General features: G+C 58.7%; 14 protein-coding genes. 7 read left to right on the top strand and 7 right to left on the bottom strand.

Annotated features, from left to right (window positions below; translation table 11 throughout):
- Positions 1–21: 21 nt before the first annotated feature.
- The 3 genes from MCG44_RS10480 to MCG44_RS10470 form a co-directional block, all read right to left on the bottom strand.
- Positions 22–750, bottom strand: a complete 729-nt coding sequence (locus MCG44_RS10480) for an ATP-binding cassette domain-containing protein (protein WP_147571702.1) — start codon at positions 748–750, stop codon at positions 22–24.
- A gap of 4 nt (positions 751–754) precedes the next feature.
- Positions 755–1,486, bottom strand: coding sequence for an amino acid ABC transporter permease (locus tag MCG44_RS10475; RefSeq protein ID WP_147571703.1), 732 nt, complete (start codon positions 1,484–1,486; stop codon positions 755–757).
- Positions 1,487–1,615: 129 nt separating this feature from the next.
- The gene (locus MCG44_RS10470) at positions 1,616–2,491 is read right to left on the bottom strand and encodes an ABC transporter substrate-binding protein (protein WP_240288111.1); all 876 of its coding nucleotides are present in this window, start codon (positions 2,489–2,491) and stop codon (positions 1,616–1,618) included.
- Between the two features lie 390 nt (positions 2,492–2,881).
- Between MCG44_RS10470 and MCG44_RS10465 the strand changes: the two genes are divergently transcribed.
- Positions 2,882–4,708, top strand: a complete 1,827-nt coding sequence (locus MCG44_RS10465; protein ID WP_240288109.1) for an LTA synthase family protein — start codon at positions 2,882–2,884, stop codon at positions 4,706–4,708.
- A gap of 90 nt (positions 4,709–4,798) precedes the next feature.
- On the top strand, positions 4,799–5,485 hold the full coding sequence (locus MCG44_RS10460; RefSeq protein ID WP_186851955.1) for an RsiV family protein: 687 nt from the start codon (positions 4,799–4,801) through the stop codon (positions 5,483–5,485).
- A 14-nt stretch (positions 5,486–5,499) separates the two neighbouring features.
- On the opposite strand, the gene ppk1 is transcribed toward MCG44_RS10460, so the two are convergent.
- The 3 genes from ppk1 to MCG44_RS10445 form a co-directional block, all read right to left on the bottom strand.
- Positions 5,500–7,662, bottom strand: coding sequence for a polyphosphate kinase 1 (gene ppk1, locus MCG44_RS10455; RefSeq protein ID WP_240288107.1), 2,163 nt, complete (start codon positions 7,660–7,662; stop codon positions 5,500–5,502).
- A complete protein-coding gene (locus MCG44_RS10450) occupies positions 7,659–8,564 on the bottom strand; it encodes a phosphatase (protein WP_240288105.1) in 906 nt (301 codons plus the stop codon). The genes ppk1 and MCG44_RS10450 overlap by 4 nt, the downstream gene beginning before the upstream one ends.
- A 107-nt stretch (positions 8,565–8,671) precedes the next feature.
- The gene (locus tag MCG44_RS10445) at positions 8,672–10,075 is read right to left on the bottom strand and encodes an alanine/glycine:cation symporter family protein (RefSeq protein WP_240288102.1); all 1,404 of its coding nucleotides are present in this window, start codon (positions 10,073–10,075) and stop codon (positions 8,672–8,674) included.
- A gap of 192 nt (positions 10,076–10,267) precedes the next feature.
- Between MCG44_RS10445 and nrdR the strand changes: the two genes are divergently transcribed.
- Entirely contained in the window at positions 10,268–10,723 is a 456-nt protein-coding gene (gene nrdR / locus MCG44_RS10440) for a transcriptional regulator NrdR (protein WP_147571434.1), read from the top strand.
- A 57-nt stretch (positions 10,724–10,780) separates the two neighbouring features.
- Here the strand turns inward: nrdR and MCG44_RS10435 are convergent, their stop codons facing one another.
- Positions 10,781–12,895 carry a glutamine synthetase III gene (locus MCG44_RS10435; RefSeq protein ID WP_412531158.1) on the bottom strand — a complete coding sequence of 705 codons (2,115 nt, stop codon included), beginning with the start codon at positions 12,893–12,895 and terminating at the stop codon, positions 10,781–10,783.
- Positions 12,896–13,104: 209 nt separating this feature from the next.
- Between MCG44_RS10435 and dapF the strand changes: the two genes are divergently transcribed.
- From dapF to glmS, 4 genes are all read left to right on the top strand, one after another.
- Positions 13,105–13,896 carry a diaminopimelate epimerase gene (dapF, locus tag MCG44_RS10430; protein ID WP_240288099.1) on the top strand — a complete coding sequence of 264 codons (792 nt, stop codon included), beginning with the start codon at positions 13,105–13,107 and terminating at the stop codon, positions 13,894–13,896.
- Between the two features lie 92 nt (positions 13,897–13,988).
- Entirely contained in the window at positions 13,989–15,212 is a 1,224-nt protein-coding gene (locus MCG44_RS10425) for an LL-diaminopimelate aminotransferase (RefSeq protein ID WP_147571431.1), read from the top strand.
- Positions 15,213–15,344: 132 nt separating this feature from the next.
- On the top strand, positions 15,345–15,941 hold the full coding sequence (locus MCG44_RS10420; RefSeq protein ID WP_240288097.1) for a sugar O-acetyltransferase: 597 nt from the start codon (positions 15,345–15,347) through the stop codon (positions 15,939–15,941).
- Between the two features lie 332 nt (positions 15,942–16,273).
- A complete protein-coding gene (gene glmS / locus MCG44_RS10415; RefSeq protein WP_240288096.1) occupies positions 16,274–18,109 on the top strand; it encodes a glutamine--fructose-6-phosphate transaminase (isomerizing) in 1,836 nt (611 codons plus the stop codon).
- Positions 18,110–18,449 lie beyond the last annotated feature (340 nt).

The following is an 18,449-nucleotide window of genomic DNA, read 5'->3' as shown; positions in this document are numbered from 1 at the left end:
CAGCCCGGACTTCGTTTATTCTTATAGTACCTTGGACAAAAAGAGCTGGGTGCGGGGATGCTGGGGATGGTCAAAAAAGGCCTTGGGCTCATTTTCCTCCAGGATCTGTCCGCCGTCCATGAACAGCACCCGGCTGCCCACCTCACGGGCAAAGCCCATCTCATGGGTGACCACCACCATGGTCATACCATCCTGCGCCAGCTCCTTCATAACGTCCAGAACCTCGCCTACCATCTCCGGGTCCAGAGCGGAGGTGGGCTCGTCAAAAAGCATGACCTCCGGGTCCATACACAGTGCCCGGACAATGGCGATCCGCTGCTTCTGGCCACCGGAGAGCTGGCTGGGGTAGGCGCTGGCTCGGTCCGCCAGCCCTACCCGTTCCAGCAGGGTCATGGCCTGGGCCTCGGCCGCCTCCCTGCTCTTTTTCAGAAGCTGTGTAGGGGCCAGAGTCATATTTTTCAGGATGGTCATGTGAGGAAACAGGTTGAAATGCTGGAATACCATGCCCATTTTTTGACGGTACAGGTTGATGTCCGCCTTGGGGTTCGTGATATCGGCACCTTTGAAGAATATTTTACCTCCAGTGGGGAGCTCCAGGAGGTTTAAGCAGCGCAAGAAGGTGGACTTCCCTGACCCGGAGGGGCCGATGACCACGACTACCTCGCCCTTTTGTATTTGGGCGGAAACGCCGTCTAGGGCCTTGATCGCACCGCCGTTGAAGTACTTTTGCACCTTTTCGGCTTGGATGATCACATTATCGTTCACTGTTTCTCAACCTCCTCTCCAGCTTTCCTACCAGGAAGGTGAAGAACATGACCAGAGTTAGATAGACCAGCGCGGAGATGAGCAGGGGGAAGAGGTAGTCATAGGCGTTGCCGCCAATGATATTGCCCACATAGGTCAGATCATTCAGCCCCACATAGCCAGCCACGGCTGTTTCCTTCAACAGGACAATAAATTCGTTGGCCAGAGTCGGCAGTACATTCTTAAAGGCCTGGGGCAGGATGATGTGCCGCATGGTGGCCACATACCCAAAGCCAAGGGAGCGGCCCGCCTCCATCTGGCCGGGGTCGATGGACATGATGCCGCTGCGGATGATCTCTGCCACATAGGCGCCGGAGTTGATGCCGAAGGACAGGGCGCCCACCAGCAGCTTGTTCCGGCTGGAGGCAAAGACCACATAGTACAAAATGAGCAGCTGGACGATCACGGGGGTGCCGCGGATGACGGTCAAATAGACTTTGGCGGCGAAATTGGCAATGGCCAGGACGATCCGCCGGGGCCCACGTATCTCCAGGCAGGTCTTATCCCAGGTGACCCGGATCAAGGCCACGACCACGCCCAGGATCACGCCCAGGATCAGGGCCATGGCAGTGAGCTTCAGTGTGTTGATCAGACCGTCCACAAACATCATGTAGCGGTCGTCAAAAATCAGGCTTTTATAGATGTCATAGCCCAGATCATTGAGCCATTCCGGGCCGTTCATGATCCAGTCCGGGGCTACAGTAGGCCACAACTTAGATGCCGATGGTCCCATTCTGCTCCTCTCCTCACTTGAAAAGCAAGGGGTCCAGTGTCCTGGGCCCCTTGCCGGTCTATGTATTTATCACGAAAATCAGTCGGCGGTGATGTACTTGTCGATGATGCTCTGGATGGTGCCGTCGTCCAGCAGCTCCTGCATCGCGGTATTCACAGCATCGTACAGGGCGGTATTCTCCTTATTCATGGCGGCGGCGTAGTCCTCGGTGATGTACTCAGTGTCCAGGATCTTCAGACCGTCGATCTCGGACACGAAGGCCTTAGCGGGCTCGTTGTCGATAATCACGCAGTCCACTTTGCCGGACACCAGGGCCTGCACGGTGTCAGAAGCCTTGCTGTACCGGTCGATGGTGCCCAGGCCGGCGTCCTCGATATCCTGAGTGGCGTAAATGTCGCCGGTGGTGTTGCGCTGTACGCCGACCACATAGTTGGCGCCCTCAGCGAACAGGTCGTCCACGCTGGTGATGGCGGAATCTTCCGTCACGATGACGACCTGAACACCGGTAGCGTAGCTGACGGTGAAGTCCACCTCAGCGGCACGGTCGGGGGTGACGGTCATACCGGCCAGGCCGATGTCGGCCTTGCCGCCCTTGACAGCCTCAATAACAGCGTCGAACTCCATGTCCTCGATGACAGGCTCCAGGCCCAGCTTCTCGGCCACAGCGGTGATGATCTCGGCGTCGATGCCGGCTACCTGACCGCCCTCGATGTACTCATAGGGAGGGAAGGTGGCGTTGGTGGCCATGATCAGCTTGCCCTCCTCCACAGTGGTGAAGGAGGCGTCACCGGCGCTGCTGGCATCGCCGGTGGAGGTGCTGGCGTCAGACTGGGAGGTGGAGGCGCTGCCGTTGGAGCTGGCAGAGCCAGGGGCGTTCTGGTCACCGCTGTTGCCACAGGCGGCCAGAGACAGGGACATGGCCAAAGCCATGGTCAAAGCAAGCAGTTTTTTCATGTTTAAAAATCTCCTTTTCAATGGGGCCCCGGACTGATTCGGGACGTTGTGATGAGTATACCCCAGAGGCTATTTTTCGTCAATAGATAAATATGCAAAATTGTGAATGAAACTTTTTGATTTTTGGGTAAAAAATTGATTATTAAGACACGATACATCAAAATTTCAAAAGAAGCAGACCGAGTGATGAGACAAAATGAATATTCAAAATCAAATGAATAAAAAATCTGCGGCCTCTGCGCAACATTTCGTTCTGGCCTGCGTCTATATACTTGGGCGCCTGAAGAAAAAATCTAAATTTTTTATGAAATTAGGAACAGAACCCTTGCATTTTCCCACGGGGGAGTTATGCTATAAAATAGCGGTTTTGAGGGCCGTTGGAGGAACATAATGAAAGCACTGCTGTACAAAGATACTTTTCCCCGTCTGCTGGCTGACATGAGGGAGCGGCCCGGCAAATGGCTGTCCCGGCTGGTATTTCTGCTGGGTCCCTGGGCCTGTCTGTGGATGGTGGAGATCCTGAATGAAAACGACATATTTTCCGATCTGGATGGCTGGCAGGTCCTGATGAACCTGGTGTGGTACTACGGCCTATTTTTCGTTCTGCGGCTTATTCTGGGCAGAAACCGCCGGGCCGCCGCTCTGGGGGCCTGCCTGGCCTTCACTTTCGGGCTGGTCAACCACTATGTCCTACGGTTCCGGGGCCGTATCCTGTTTCCTGCGGATATCACCGGGTGGCGCACCGCCGCCAATGTGGCGGATGGCTTTGACTACTCTCCAGATCTCTATATTACCCAGGCGGCTATCCTGCTGGTGGCCTATCTGGCACTGGTGTTTTTCTGCGTCCCCCAGACAAGACGGGCCAAGATACGCCTGCCCTTCGCCCTGGTCCTGTGGACGGCCGTGCTGGGGTACAGTTATGCCTTTTTCTTCACTGGTATGCTCCCGGCCTTGGGAATCTATACCCAGCAGTGGGTCACTCAGCGCAACGGCTTTTTACTTAACTTCACCATCGCTCTGCGCTATTCCTCGGTGGACGAGCCGGAGGGATACTCGGAGGAAACTGTGCTCCAACTGATGAAGGAGTATCCAGGGACAGACGGGACATCACAGGGGGAGCGGCCAGTAAACATCATCGGCATCATGAATGAATCCTTTGGTGACTTCTCCATCTTCGACAGCTTTGCGCCCTCGGAGGACCCTCTGCCCTTCCTCCATTCCATGGAAGAAAACACCATCCAAGGCTGGATGTACTCCCCGGTGACAGGCGGAGGGACCGCCACTGTGGAGTTTGAGTTCTTGACTGGCTTCACCAGCCTGTTCCAGCCTCCGCACACCGTGGCCTACCAGCTGTATGTGGAGGAGGACATGCCCTCCTTGGCTGCCCTGGCTGGGAGCCAGGGCTATGACACTACGGCTTTCCATCCCTATAAGTCCTCCGGGTGGAACCGAGTGCTGGCCTATGACTATCTGGACTTTGACAGCCAGCTCTATGAGGAGGACGTGGTCCAACCCTGCTATATCCGGCACTATGTTTCCGACCTGTCCGACTACCGGACCATTTTCCAGACCACGGAGGAGGAGGATAGGAGCTTTTTCTTCAACGTGACCATGCAGAACCACAGCGGATACGCCCAGGGATGGAACAATCTGGAGCGGACTATCCTCCTGCCGGACGAACTGAAACAGGCGGACAGCACAGCGGAACAGTATATGGCTCTGGCCCGGGAGAGTGACAAGGCCCTGGAGGAGCTGATCGCTTATTATAGTCAGTGTGAGGAGCCCACATTAATCGTTTTCTTCGGTGACCACCAGCCCCCTTTGAAAAATGCCTTTTATGAGCAACTGTACGGCAAGAAGCTGTCAGAGCGGACCACCGAGGAGGTCATGCGGCAGTATGCTGTTCCCTTCTTCATCTGGGCCAACTACGATATCGAGGAGCGGAGAGACGTGGTCATCAGCCCCAACTATCTGGGAGTGCTGACTGCCCAGACCGCTGGACTGCCGCTGACGGGTTATATGGAGTTTTTGGCCGACTGCTACGAGGTGCTGCCGGCAGTCACTCCGGTAGGCTTTTGCACGGCGGGTGGAGAATTTTTGGAGGAAAAGGAATTGAACGAGGAGCAGCGGGAGTGGCTCCGAAAGTACGAGATATTGAATTACTGCGGCATGGTGGACCTGTTTGACGAAGCACGCCCCATGTTCTGCCTGAACTGACCAAGAGGGGGGGCGCTGCAGCGCCCCCCCTCTCACCCTTCGCTCTGGTGGTACATAGGATGTACCAAGAAGGATAGAGGAGGGACCGCGATGAAGGAAAGGGGAGCGGGGCGGACAGAGCCCCAGGTCCTGTGGCATGAGGAGAAGGGGAGCCTGACCCTGGAGGGGGAGCCGGTGCTGGAATATACCCTGTCCTGGCCGGAGGTCCAAAACGCCGGCCTGAGCGGCCGGTGGATCAGTCGTTACTACGACCGGCTGGCCCGATCCTGGAAACAGCGGTGGCAGAGAGAGGTGTACCTAGCCGCCTGCCTCTCTTTCGCCCAGAAGCGGGAGCGGTCCCGTCCCTTCCAGTGCTGGACGGGGCGGCTGGGAGGAGAGGTGACCGCCTTGGAGGGCGGGCTGCTGTCCATCCGGCTGGAGGGAGAGGAGATCCGTGGGGACGGAAAGCCCTGCCGGGTGACCTGGGGAGATGTGTGGAAGGTGAGAGAGGGGCGGCCAGAGCCCCTGAAACGCTTTTTTCCTGGGGAAAGGCGGTGGAAAGGCAGGCTGACCACTGCCATTCGAGAGCAGGGAGAGGCCCGCCAGACGGGCGGAGACTGCTTTCTGGACCAGGGCTGGGAGAAATACATAGGGAAGCTGCTGCCCAGCCGTGACTTCTGGCTGCAGGATGGGGAGTTGGCATTTGCCTTTCCCCAGTGCGCCATCGCTCCGGCGGCCGAGGGAACCCCAGTGTTCCGTTTCCCACTGGCAGAACGGGAGGAGCGGCCGGAAGCATAAGCAGAGGGCCCAGGTCACTCAGATCTGGGCCCTCTGCGTTTCCTTTCTCTGGGCAGGAGCCGTCGAAGCCAGGCGGGGAGCCTGTTCCGATTTGCCCTTGAGCTGCTGCTGTGGAGGGGAGGGAGGACAGGGGGAGAAACGGTTTCCTGCTGAAATACCTCCTGGCAGTTGACCGGCTCCTGTCCGTTTGCCTCACGGGGATGGTAGCCGCCGCCCGGCTTCAGTTCCCGGGCCTTGGCGTTGTCCCGCTGGAGCAGGTCAATGATGTGGAACAGCCGCCCTCGAACCCAGGGGTCCAGAACCGGACAGGCCAGCTCCACTCGGCGCTCTGTATTCCGGGTCATGAAGTCGGCAGAGGAGATGTACAGGTCTGCCTCCTCACCCCGGCCGAATTGATAGATGCGGCTGTGTTCTAGATACCGACCAACGATGGAAAAGACGGTGATCCGGTCAGTCAGTCCCGGTACCCCCGGCATCAGGCAGCAGATGCCCCGGACGTTCATGACGACCTCCACCCCGGCCTGGGAAGCCTGGGCCAGCTTGTCAATGAGCGTTCGGTCGGTGATAGAGTTGAGCTTGAAAAAGAGGTAGCCCTGGCTGCCCTTGGCGATCTCGCGGTCGATGAGGGCCATGACTCTGTCCCGAAGGCCAAGGGGAGAGGCCAGCAGGCGCTGGTATTCTCCATGGAAATTGCCGATAGCCATGTTCTGAAAGAAGGCGGCGGCGTCCGCCCCAATGACCGGGTCAGCGGTTATGAGGGATAGGTCGGTATAGAGTTTGGCGGTCTTTTCGTTGTAGTTGCCCGTACCAACTTGGGTGATATATTGGACTCCGGCTTTGGTCCGGCGGGTGATGAGACAGATCTTGGAGTGGACCTTGAGCGCCTCGGAGCCGTAGAGGAGGGTGCAGCCTGCCTCCTCCATCCGCTCGGCCCAGCGAATGTTGTTCTGCTCGTCGAACCGAGCCCGCAGTTCCATGAGTACGGTGACATCCTTGCCGTTCTCCGCGGCGGCGGACAGATATTCAGCCAGCTTGGCTCGGGAGGCCAGACGGTAGATGGTGATTTTGATGGAGGCTACCTGGGGGTCAAAGGCAGCTTCCCGAATCAGGTGGAGAAAGGGGTCCATCTGCTCAAAGGGATAGAAAAGAAGGACGTCCCGTTCCAATACCTGGGGCAAGATGGGTCTCTGGGGGTCCAGGCAGGCGGGAAAGCGAGGGGAGAAGGGCGGGTCACACAGGGCGGCCGCGCTTTCAGCCGGCAGGAGGGCAGCCAGGGCATAGGCATACTCCAGGCGGATGGGACAGCGGGTCTTAAAGACCTGATCCCGGTTTAAGCCCAGGCGCTGGCAGAGAAATGGGATGAGCTTATCCCCCTTTCCCCCCTGGAACTCCAGCCGGACCGGAGAGAGGCGGGCCCGCTTTTTGACCAGTTTTCGCATGTGCTGGCGGAAATCCTCATCTACATCATAGCTCTCGTCCTCCGGGCTGATATCCGCGTTCCGGGTGACGGCCACCACGGCCTTTTCCGTGACTGTGAACTGGTCGAAGATCTGGTCAGCGTAGGAGAGAAGAAGATCCTCCAGAAGAATGTAGTGCAAGCCCCGCTCCTCCAACCGCAGAAAGGGGGGCAGGCTGGTGGGGACGGGGAGAAAGCCAAAGGAGTCCCGGCCGTCCCGCTTTAGGCATAGGGCCACCGCCAGCCCCTTGTTGGGCAGGTGGGGGAAGGGGTGGTGCAGGTCTACCGCCAGTGGGGAGAGGATGGGGCGCACCTGGCTTTGAAACCAACTGTCCGCCTGCTTCCTGGCCTTGCTGTCCAGCTGTTCCATAGACAGCCGGCAGATGTTACAGGAGCGCAGCCGCAGGTCTAACTGGTCAAAGACCTTGTCCCGCTGCTTGTACAGGGGAGGGACCGCCTTGAAGATGGCCTCCAACTGCTGCTGGGGAGTGCGGCCGCTCTTATTGTCTATGTGCTCCTCTTTCACCAGGGCCATATCAGTAATAGAACCCACCCGAACCATGAAGAACTCGTCCAGGTTGCTGGTGAAAATGGCGGCGAATTTCAGCCGCTCCATCAGGGGAACGGACTCGTCCCTGGCCTCAGCCAGTACACGCTCATTAAATTTCAGCCAGGACAGCTCACGGTCCTGGGTATACCGGTAGTCCGTTGGAAGGCTCATCCCGCTTCCCCCTTTAGTACCCTGTGGTGGAGGTAGCCCTCCCGGACGCCACAGGAACTGACCAAAATCTCTTGAAGCTGGTAGGCCTGTGCCACTGTGTCCAGCACTAGAAGGCCGGGGATCAGCGTGTGGATGCGGTCAGGGGCGGCCTTGAGCAGCAGATGCAGGTGGTCGTGGTCCGGCTTTTTCAGAGTTTTCAGCAGGCGGCGAAGCTCCTGGGCGGACAGGGTATGGCAGTCCTGAGGGCGGCCAAACAGGCGGTTTGCCACCTTACAGGCCGCACGGGCCGTACCGCCCACCCCGCAGGCCTGGGGGATAGAAGGGGGAGCGGGGACAAAGTGGTCCAGCTGCTCCCTGATATGGGCCCGGATGGCCTTCCGCTCCTTCCTGGTGGGGTGTAGGTGAGCGACATACTGGCTAAACAGGGATAGAGAGCCCAGAGGGAGGGAGCAGGAGGACAAAATCTGTCCCTCCCGATAGTGGACTAGTTCGGTGGAGCCGCCGCCCAGGTCGATGAGCAGGCCGCTGTTAGGCCCGGTGGGGCCGACAGCCCCCAGGTAGGAGAGACGGGCCTCCTCCGCTCCAGACAACACATCTACGGACAGGCCAGTGTCCCGCTGGAGCTGGGCCACAGCGTCCTCGGTATTGGAGATGTTGCGCAGGGAGGCGGTGGCAAAGACATGAGGCTGGTCAAAGCCCAGGTTTTTCATCAGATCCTGATATTCCATCAGGATTTGGCTGGCAGTCTGAATGCCCTGGGGCGTCATGGTGCCCCCCTCTACATAGTCGGCCAGACCGGCGGTCACCTTGCGGTTCATCAGCAGCCTGGCGCTGCCCTCCTCGCACTGATAGATGGACAGTCGAACCGTATTGGAGCCAAGGTCTACTACGCCGTGTATCATGGAAGATACCCCTTTCCCATATGAAAGATCGATGGGTACAGTGTTCCCAGATCTGACAAAAATAAAGCGATCCTCTCTGCCAAACCGGGGCAGGCGGATAAATTTTATTATAGCATATCATGGTGGGGTTTTCTTTGATGAAATGGTAAAATGGAGGTTAAATTTGCGTGCCGCAGCTCTGTCCACTGCCGCAGGGTGGAGAGAGCCTCAGGGGCCAGCATAAGGAGGGCGGCCAGATTAGGAAGGGCCATCAGGGCGTTGGACAGGTCCACCAGCAGCCAGATAGCGCCCGGCTCCCACAGAGCGCCGGCCAGAGTACAGGCCAGAAAAACCGTCCGATAGGCCGGGAGTAAACGATCACCTCCTGAGAGATAGCGCAGGCACTGCTGTCCGTAGTAGCTCCAGCCCAGGATAGAGGAGAAGGCAAAGAGGAGGAGGGACAGGGCCACCACCCCCTCCCCGGCCCGGCCTAGTACAGAGCCGAAGGCGGCGGCGGTAAGCGGGGCACCCGTCAGCATGGATGGATTCGCCGGGTCCCACACGCCGCTGACCAGGATGGTAAGAGCGGTGACGGTACATACCACCAGCGTAGATAGAAATACCTCAAAGACACCCCACATCCCTTGTCGGGCAGGGTGGTCCACCTGGGCGGCCCCGTGAGCCATGGCAGAGGTGCCCAGCCCCGCCTCGTTGGTAAACACTCCGCGTGCCACCCCATACCGCAGGGCGGAGGCCACCGTCCAGCCAGCTCCGCCGCCCAGAGCGGCGGAGGGGGACAGGGCGCAGGTAAAGATGAGCTCCACAGCTTCAGGGATAGCCCGCCAGTTGCCGGCCAGCACTAGAGCACCGCTGCCCAGATAGAGCAGAGCCATGGCTGGGACCAGGGCGGAGGATACCTTGGCGATGCGGCCGATGCCGCCCACCATCACCAGTCCTGCCAGCAGGGTGGTGACCACGCCTGCCCAGACCCGCTCCAGGCCGAAGGCGGCCTCCAGGGAGAGGGCGATGGAGGAGGACTGAACTAAGTTGCCCCCGGCCAGAGTAGCAGGCAAACAGGCCAGAGCAAACCAACCTGCCAGCAGAGGAGAGCCCACGCCGTCCCGCAGGTAAAACATGGGCCCGCCCTGGAGTCCCCCGCCGGGAGCCGGCCGCTGATACTTTACGGCCAGCAGCTTCTCACCACAGCCTGTCATCATAGCCAGCAGGGCTGAGATCCACATCCAGAAAACGGCCCCAGGCCCGCCCAGGGTCAGGGCGGTGGCCACCCCGGCGATGGAGCCCGTTCCCATGGTGGAGGCCAGGGCGGTGGCCAGAGCTTGGAGGGAGGACAGGCCGCCCCCCGCTTTTTTCCTACCATGGAACAGGGAACCGAGCGTGGAGCGCAGCCACAGGCGGAAACCGAAGATTTGAAAGAAACCGGAACCCAGAGAGTAGACCAGGCCGGTAAGAAGAAACAGCCCCAACAGCCAGGGCGACCAGATGAAGTCTGTCAGACGGGCTAGAAATTCCATATCGTATCACCTCGCTCTACCACAGATATGCCGGAAAAGAAGGGGACAGTCCTGTTTTTTACCCTTGTCTAGTTCTGGCCTGCTGTGTTATAATAACCATATAATGGTTATAAAAACTTGATTTTGCCCTGCTCCTTCGTCGGGACCGCGAGAGATGGCGGAGAGAAAGACAATACCTGGGAGGTATGTGGTATGAAGTGTCCCTACTGTGCCTATTTGGAGAGCAAGGTCGTGGATTCCCGCCCCGCGGACGAGGGGGCCAGCATCCGCCGCCGCCGGGAGTGTCTATCTTGCCACAAGCGGTTCACCACCTATGAGACTATGGAGAGTCTGCCCCTGATGGTGGTGAAAAAGGACGGCAGCCGCCAGAGCTTTGACCGGAACAAGGTACTCAGCGGCCTGATCCGGGCCTGTGAGAAGCGCCCAGTGCCCTACCATATGCTGGAGGAGATGGTCAATGAGATCGAGCAGGTCCTCCAGAACAAGATGGAGCGGGAGATCAGCTCCTCCGAAGTGGGCGAGCTGGTCATGGAGCGGCTGAAGAAAATCGACGAGGTGGCCTATGTCCGCTTCGCCTCGGTGTACCGTCAATTCAAGGACATCAACACCTTCATGCATGAGCTGAACAAGCTGCTGGAGGACAAATAGGGAAATAAGAGACCTCCCCGCCGGCGGCGGGGAGGTCTCTTCATGTTGCGGACAAGATCATACTTCGAAAAGGAGGTCACCGTAGGTGGGGACAGGCCACAGGTCCTTATCCACCAGAAGCTCCAGCTCATCCACCGGGTGGCGGAGGGCGGCCATAGCGGGCACCACAGCGTCGTGATAGGCGTGGGCCATCTCCTTGATGTCCTGGATGGCGTCCACACGGTCCATCAGAGGTTTGAGCTGGTCCAGGGCGGCGGAGGCGTCGGCCAGATAGGAGCTGACTTGGATGAGCAGCTTGCGCTGAACGGTGAGGTCGGCCTGGGGACAGCCGGAGGCCACAGCGGTTATGGACTGGCCCAGCCGGGTGGTATAGGCGATAGCGGTGGGGATGTAGTGCTTGGAGGCCATATGGATCATGGTGTTGGCTTCGATCTTGATCATCTTCACATAGGTTTCGTACATGATCTCCGCCCGGGCCTCCAGCTCGGTCTTGGTGTAGATGCCGAACTTGGAGTACAGCTCCTCGGCCTTGGGGGTGGTGAGGGCGGGGATGGCGTCCACCATAGAGGGGAGGTTGGGCAGGCCCCGGCGGACAGCCTCGGCCACCCACTCGTCAGAATAGCCGTCGTCGTTGAAGATGATGCGCTGGTGCTGGCTCATCCAGTCGTGGATCAGCCTGGAGCAGGCCCCGTGAAAGTCCTCGGCCCCCTCCAGGATATCGGCAGCCTGGCAGAAAGCCTCGGCCACGATGGCGTTCAGGGCCACATTGGCCTCAGCGATGGAGTCGGAGGAGCCCACCATGCGGAACTCAAACTTGTTGCCAGTGAAGGCGAAGGGGGAGGTGCGGTTCCGGTCAGTGCCGTCCTTGTCCAGGACAGGGATAGTGGATACGCCGGAGTCCAGCTTGCCGCTGGCCAGCAGCTTGATGGATTCAGAGTTGGACACGATCTGTGCCACCACGTCGTCCAACTGGTCCCCCAGGAAGATAGAGATGATGGCGGGCGGGGCTTCCTGAGCGCCCAGACGGCTCTCGTTACCCACGCAGGAGGCGGAGCAGCGCAGCAGGTCGGCGTGGTCGTCCACCGCCTTCATGATACAGGCCAGCACCAGCAGGAACTGGAGGTTTTCGTTGGGCGTGTCGCCTGGAGCCAGCAGGTTCTCCCCCTGATCGGTGGAGATGGACCAGTTGTTGTGCTTGCCAGAGCCGTTGACCCCCACGAAGGGCTTTTCGTGGAGCAGGCAGACCAGGCCGTGGCGGGTGGCCACCCGCTTCATGGTCTCCATGGTCAGTTGGTTCTGATCAACGGCCAGGTTACAGGTGGTATAGATGGGGGCCAGTTCATGCTGGGCGGGGGCAGCCTCGTTGTGCTGGGTGGTGGCGGGAATCCCCAATTTCCACAGCTCCCGGTTCAGGTCAGCCATAAATTCGCCCACCCGTGGGCGGATCACGCCGAAATACTGGTCGTCCATCTCCTGCCCCTTGGGGGCCGGAGCCCCGAAGAGCGTTCTGCCGGTATAGATCAAGTCACGGCGCTTGAGGTACTTGTCCCGGTCTACCAAGAAATACTCCTGCTCGGCCCCTACGGAGGGGGTAACTTTTTTTGCCTGGGTGTTGCCGAACAGCCGCAGGATGCGCAGAGCCTGGGTGTTGATGGCCTCCATGGACCGGAGGAGGGGGGTCTTCTTATCCAAGGCATCGCCGGTGTAGGACACGAAGATGGTGGGGATGCACAGGACGGTGCCGCAGGACATCTCCTTGACAAAGGCGGGGGAGGTCATGTCCCAGGCCGTGTAGCCCCGGGCGTAGTGGGTGGCCCGGAGGCCGCCGGAGGGGAAGGAGGAGGCGTCTGGCTCTCCCATGATCAGCTGCTTGCCGGTGAACTGAAGCAGGGTTCTGCTGTCCTGCGGCGGCGTGAGGAAGGAGTCGTGCTTCTCGGCGGTGATGCCGGTAAGGGGCTGGAACCAGTGGGCGTAGTGGGTAGCGCCCTTTTCCACGGCCCAGTCCTTCATGGCAGTGGCCACGATGTCAGCGGTGGCCATGGAGATGTTGCCGCCGTTATCCATCACATCTACCAATTCGGCGTATACCTTTTTGGGCAGGCGTTCCTGCATGACGGTTCTGCTGAATACGTTGGAAGCAAAAATTTCAGTGATACAGTCGCTCAAGCTGATCAGCCCCTTTCAAATTACTACCATAATAGCCTATCTCTCCCCCCTATGGCAAGAAAAAATCTTGCAAATATCCCGTCGGAGCCAAAAGAAGTTGTAGAGAAAATCCACAAAGGGGCCACCCGGAGGGCGGCATGAGAGGAGAGGGGGACGCATAGGCTGGACCGGGGTGGCGGCGCTTGCGCGCCTTCACCCCAGAAAGGGGCGAGAATATGCGTTTTACAAAGATGGAGGGGCTGGGCAACGACTATATTTATGTAAACTGCATGGAAGGGGAGCCGGAGGATTTACCGACTCTGGCAGTCCGGTTGTCTGACCGGCACTTCGGAGTGGGCGCGGACGGACTGATCTGTATCAAACCAGGGCGGACCGGAGATTTTACCATGGAGATGTACAATGCCGACGGTTCTCGGGGGGCCATGTGTGGGAACGGCATCCGCTGTGTGGGCAAGTACGTCTATGACAGGAAGCTGACCCGGAAGACCTGCCTGACTATTGACACCGATGCCGGCCCCCGTGGGCTAGAGCTGGCGGTGCGGGGAGGGAAGGCGGAACAGGTCACCGTAGACATGGGGCAGGCGATTCTCTATCCAGAGGTGGAGCTGGAGGCGATGGGGGAGCAGTACACGGTCCACCAGGTTGGAGTGGGGAACCCTCACGCCGTCATTTTCTGCCCAGACCCAGAGAGGGTCAGGCTGGAAGAACTGGGCCCGGTGCTGGAATGTCATCCCAATCTGCGGGAGCGGTCCAATGTGGAATTTGTGTCCTGTCAGGATGGGCATGATCTCCACGTCCGGGTGTGGGAACGAGGGAGCGGGATCACCCTAGCCTGCGGCACCGGGGCCTGCGCTGCTTTTGAGGCGGCCAGACAGCAGGGATTGTGCGGAAGTCGGGCGGAGGCTCGTCTGCCCGGAGGGACGCTGGGATTGGAGTGGAGGGAGGGACGGATCTTTATGACCGGCCCAGCCCGGACGGTGTTCGAGGGAGAGATAGAGATGGGATGAAAATTTCAGTTTTCCATTGACAACCCCCTGTCCATCAGGGATAATATCAACCATTAAGACCTTAGAAACTGCCATACGAAGGAGTTGGTACCATGGTAAAGATCAATGAGAACTATCAGAAGCTGCCCGGCAGCTACCTGTTTTCTGAGGTAGCCCGGCGCATCTCTGTCTATTCCGCCGCCCACCCGGAGGCCAGGATCATCAAGCTGTCTATCGGGGATGTGACCCGGCCGCTGGCCCCAGCGGTCATCCAGGCCATGCAGAAGGCCGTGGAGGAGATGGGGACTTTTGCGGGGTTCCACGGCTATGGTCCGGAGCAGGGCTATGACTTCCTGCGGCAGGCCATCGCCCAGCATGATTATGCCGCCCGCGGGGTGGATATCAAGCCGGAGGAGATCTTTGTGTCCGACGGTGCCAAGAGTGACTGCGGCAACATCGGGGACATCTTTGGAGTAGACAACATTGTGGCCGTCTGTGACCCGGTCTACCCCGTCTATGTGGACACCAATGCCATGGCTGGCCGGGCCGGCAGCTATCAGGAGGAGTTAGGCAAGTGGGATCGGCTGGTCTACATGCCCTGTGTGGAGTCCAACGGTTTTTCCCCGGAGCCCCCCAAGGAGAAAGCGGATATCATTTATCTCTGCTTCCCCAATAATCCCACTGGCGCTGTGGCCAGCCGGGAGCAGTTGAAGGCCTGGGTGGACTACGCCAACAAAAACGGATCTGTCATCCTCTATGACTCGGCTTACGAGGCATTTATCACCGAGGAGGAGATTCCCCACACCATCTTTGAGATCGAAGGCGCCCGGACCTGTGCCATTGAGTTCAGGTCCTACTCCAAGACTGCCGGCTTTACCGGCAACCGCTGCGCCTACACCGTGGTGCCCATGGAACTAGAGCGCCAGGGCGTCAAGCTGAACAGCCTGTGGAACCGCCGTCAGTGCACCAAGTTCAACGGTGTCCCCTATGTGATCCAGCGGGGAGCCGCGGCCATCTATACCCCAGAGGGCAGAGAGCAGACCCGCGCCGCCATCGCCTATTACCAGAACAACGCCAAGGTCATCCGGGAGGGGCTGTCCGCCGCCGGGCTGGAGTGCTTTGGCGGAGTCAACGCCCCCTATATCTGGCTCAAGACGCCGGATGGCATGGGCTCCTGGGACTTCTTTGACCTGGTGTTAGACCGGGCCAATGTGGCCACTACCCCAGGCGCCGGGTTTGGTCCCAGCGGCGAGGGCTATATCCGTTTGACCGCCTTCGGAGACGCGGACGCCACCCAGGAAGCGGTGGACCGCATCCGAGCCATGCTGGACAAGTAAACGCACAGAGGGAGAACGCACGCGGGGGAGTCATCTTCCGCGCGCGTTTCCCTGTCCACGGCAATTTTTTCTTTACGGGACAGGTGACCGCGTACTATAATGCAGAGGACGGCTTGGAAAGGAGGGTGAACCATGACGGAAAAGGAGAAGATGCTCTCTGGCGCCCTGTATAACGCCGGAGACCCGGAGCTGGTCTGGGAAAGGGACAGGGCCAAGGCTTTGTGTGAGAAGCTCAACGTCCTGCCCAGCGGGGACGGTCCGGCCAGAGAGCGGGTACTTTCCCAACTCTTTGGACACACCGGAGGAAATATTGTGGTAAATTCGGTCTTCTGGTGCGACTACGGGTATAACATCCGAGTGGGAGATAATTTTTATGTCAACCATAATTGCCTCATTTTGGACTGTATGCCTGTCACCTTTGGGGACAACGTGATGATCGGCCCCAACTGCGGCTTTTACACGGCCAGCCACCCGATGGACGCGGAGCGGCGCCGGGCCGGCTGGGAGTATGCCGCCCCCATCACTGTGGGCAGCGATGTATGGTTCGGCGGCGGAGTGACGGTGCTGCCTGGAGTGACCATCGGGGACGGGGCGGTCATCGGCGCGGGAAGCGTGGTCACCCGGAACATCCCGCCCCATGTGCTGGCGGCAGGCAATCCCTGCCGTCCGGTTCGGCCTATCACCCAGGAGGACGGGACGATTCAATTTCCAAGGGAATCAAAGGCTTGATATGAGAGCTGAATAGGCTTTTATATACCAAATGTCGCAGAAAGAAAGGAGGACTATGGGCTTGGGCCCATCAGAAGCGCCAGTGCCCCCGGCTGAACTGGGGGACGACGAGGAGAGGGGAAAATGGCTGGGAAGGACTGTTTCCTTCAATATCCGGCCATGATCGAAAGATTCGGCGGATGCCCCTCCGTGCGGGCTCCGGGTGCGTGACACAGTCAGAAATATGCGGGCGACCGCAAAACAGAGGGGCTGTGACCGGGGGACGAGGCAAATGGCTGCGAGTTTGTCCTCTTGAAGAAATCAAACGTGTGAAATCAGGAGGAAAACAGAATATGTGCGGAATTGTAGGCTATATTGGCAAGGAGCAAGCAGCTCCCATTCTTCTGGAAGGACTGTCCCGACTGGAGTACCGGGGCTATGACTCGGCAGGGATGGCGGTCTATGACCAGGATCGAGGCACCCTTTCTGTCCACAAGGCTAAGGGCCGGCTGAAGGTGCTGGCCGACCAGCTCCAGAACGGGGCGGCGGTCAAGGGCACCGTGGGCATCGGTCACACCCGCTGGGCCACCCACGGGGCGCCCAGCGATGTCAATTCCCATCCCCAGGTGAGCCAAAGCGGCAAGATCGCCGTGGTCCACAACGGGATCATTGAAAACTATGGGGAATTGAAGTCCTTTTTGATGGGTAAGGGCGTTTCCTTCCTGTCCGATACGGATACGGAGGTGGTGGCCCAGCTCATTGAGTATTTCTATCAGGGGGATCTGCTGAAGGCGGTGGGGCAGGTGCTTCACCGGATCCAAGGGGCCTATGCCCTTGGCATCCTGTGTGCCGACTATCCGGACCAGATCATTGCTGTCCGAAAAGATAGCCCGCTGATTTTGGGGTATGGAGACGGATGCAATTTTCTGGCCAGCGACGTCACGGCCATCATCAAGCATACCCGGCGGGTGGGCTATATGGAGGATGGAGAGCTGGCCGTCCTGACCCGGGAGGGCATCCAGTGCTATGACCGGCTGTTGGAGCCTGTGGACAAAGAGATATCCTATGTGGACTGGGAGATCGACGCGGCGGAGAAGGGCGGTTATGAGCACTTCATGTTCAAGGAGATCATGGAGCAGCCCCAGGCTCTGCGCCGGGCTATCCTGCCCCGTATCCGGGAGGGAGAGGTCTGCTTTGAGGACTTTGGACTCAGTCAGGACTATGTCCGGGCGATGAGCAAGGTGTACATTGTGGCCTGTGGCTCCAGCTACCATGTGGGCATGGTGGGCAAATATGTACTGGAGCGGCTGACCCGCAGGCCGGTGGAGGTGGCGCTGGCCTCTGAATTCCGGTATATGGATCCCATCGTAGACGGGAGTACGCTGGTGGTAGTCATCAGCCAGTCGGGAGAGACTCTGGACACTATGGCCGCCCTGCGGGAGGCCAAACGGCTTGGGGCCAAGGTTCTGTCCATCGTCAATGTGGTGGGCAGCTCCATCGCCCGAGAGTCTGACGAGGTGCTGTACACCTGGGCGGGTCCGGAGATTGCCGTGGCCACCACCAAGGGTTACTCCACCCAACTGGCGGTGCTGGACCTGCTGGCCCTGTGGTTTGCCAGAGTGCTGGGCACTGTCACCCCAGAGGAGTACCACACGATCTTGGATGAGATGACCCGCCTGCCAGACAAGATGGAGCGGGTACTGGCTGAACGGGACAGCATCCAGTACTTTGCCTCCCACTGGTTTAACCACAACTCTATTTTCTTCATGGGCCGCAACCTGGACTATGCTCTAGGGCTGGAGGGGTCGCTGAAGCTGAAGGAGATCTCCTACATCCACTCGGAGGCCTACGCCTCCGGTGAGCTGAAACACGGTACCATCAGCCTGGTGGAGGAGGGGACCCTGGTGGTGGCACTGGGGACATACAACAGGCTTTTTGAAAAGGCTATGAGCAACGTGGTGGAGGTAAAGGCCCGTGGGGCCGACGTGTTGGCCCTCACCACCGAGAGCCACAGCGGGGAGATGGCAAAGACCGCCGACGGCGTCATGACCATCCCGGATACCCATGAGTTGCTCCTGCCCTCTCTGGGCGTGGTGCCCCTCCAGCTTTTCGCGTACTATGTGGCATTGATGAGGGGCTGTGACATCGATAAGCCCCGGAATTTAGCTAAGAGCGTTACAGTGGAATAGGCTGCTGTTTGGACAACAGCGGGCTGATATTAGGTTAAAAGAGCTCCCCTGTGTTTTTACACAGGGGAGCTCTTTTGAATGTAAAAAGGAAAAAATGAAAATTTTGGGACATAAAAAATGAAGGGATTCTGTTAAAAAGGAACCATCTTGCAGGATAATTTTCAAGTTAGTTAAAAAATAAACGAAAAATATTGAGAGATGGATATGAAATGTGAATGATCCTACAAAGATTAAAAATGCAAGAAAACAATCATTGACTTGCAAAACAGAGAAGTGCTATAACGGTATCACACTAAAGCGCCAAAGAGCAGAGAAGGGGGACATGAGGAGCGGAGCTCTG

It is taken from the genome of Lawsonibacter sp. OA9 (assembly GCF_022440585.1).
The sequence above is the reverse complement of the archived record's forward strand: the minus strand, read 5'-3'. Positions and strand labels throughout refer to the sequence as shown.

Bases quoted from the DNA above. Each gene is read 5' to 3' on its own strand.
- dapF (WP_240288099.1), top strand. From the start codon at position 13,105: ATGCGTTTTACAAAGATGGAGGGGCTGGGCAACGACTATATTTATGTA.
- MCG44_RS10475 (WP_147571703.1), bottom strand. From the start codon at position 1,486: ATGAACGGCCCGGAATGGCTCAATGATCTGGGCTATGACATCTATAAA.
- ppk1 (WP_240288107.1), bottom strand. From the start codon at position 7,662: ATGAGCCTTCCAACGGACTACCGGTATACCCAGGACCGTGAGCTGTCC.
- MCG44_RS10470 (WP_240288111.1), bottom strand. From the start codon at position 2,491: ATGAAAAAACTGCTTGCTTTGACCATGGCTTTGGCCATGTCCCTGTCT.
- MCG44_RS10460 (WP_186851955.1), top strand. From the start codon at position 4,799: ATGAAGGAAAGGGGAGCGGGGCGGACAGAGCCCCAGGTCCTGTGGCAT.
- MCG44_RS10445 (WP_240288102.1), bottom strand. From the start codon at position 10,075: ATGGAATTTCTAGCCCGTCTGACAGACTTCATCTGGTCGCCCTGGCTG.
- nrdR (WP_147571434.1), top strand. From the start codon at position 10,268: ATGAAGTGTCCCTACTGTGCCTATTTGGAGAGCAAGGTCGTGGATTCC.
- MCG44_RS10450 (WP_240288105.1), bottom strand. From the start codon at position 8,564: ATGATACACGGCGTAGTAGACCTTGGCTCCAATACGGTTCGACTGTCC.
- MCG44_RS10425 (WP_147571431.1), top strand. From the start codon at position 13,989: ATGGTAAAGATCAATGAGAACTATCAGAAGCTGCCCGGCAGCTACCTG.
- MCG44_RS10465 (WP_240288109.1), top strand. From the start codon at position 2,882: ATGAAAGCACTGCTGTACAAAGATACTTTTCCCCGTCTGCTGGCTGAC.
- glmS (WP_240288096.1), top strand. From the start codon at position 16,274: ATGTGCGGAATTGTAGGCTATATTGGCAAGGAGCAAGCAGCTCCCATT.
- MCG44_RS10420 (WP_240288097.1), top strand. From the start codon at position 15,345: ATGACGGAAAAGGAGAAGATGCTCTCTGGCGCCCTGTATAACGCCGGA.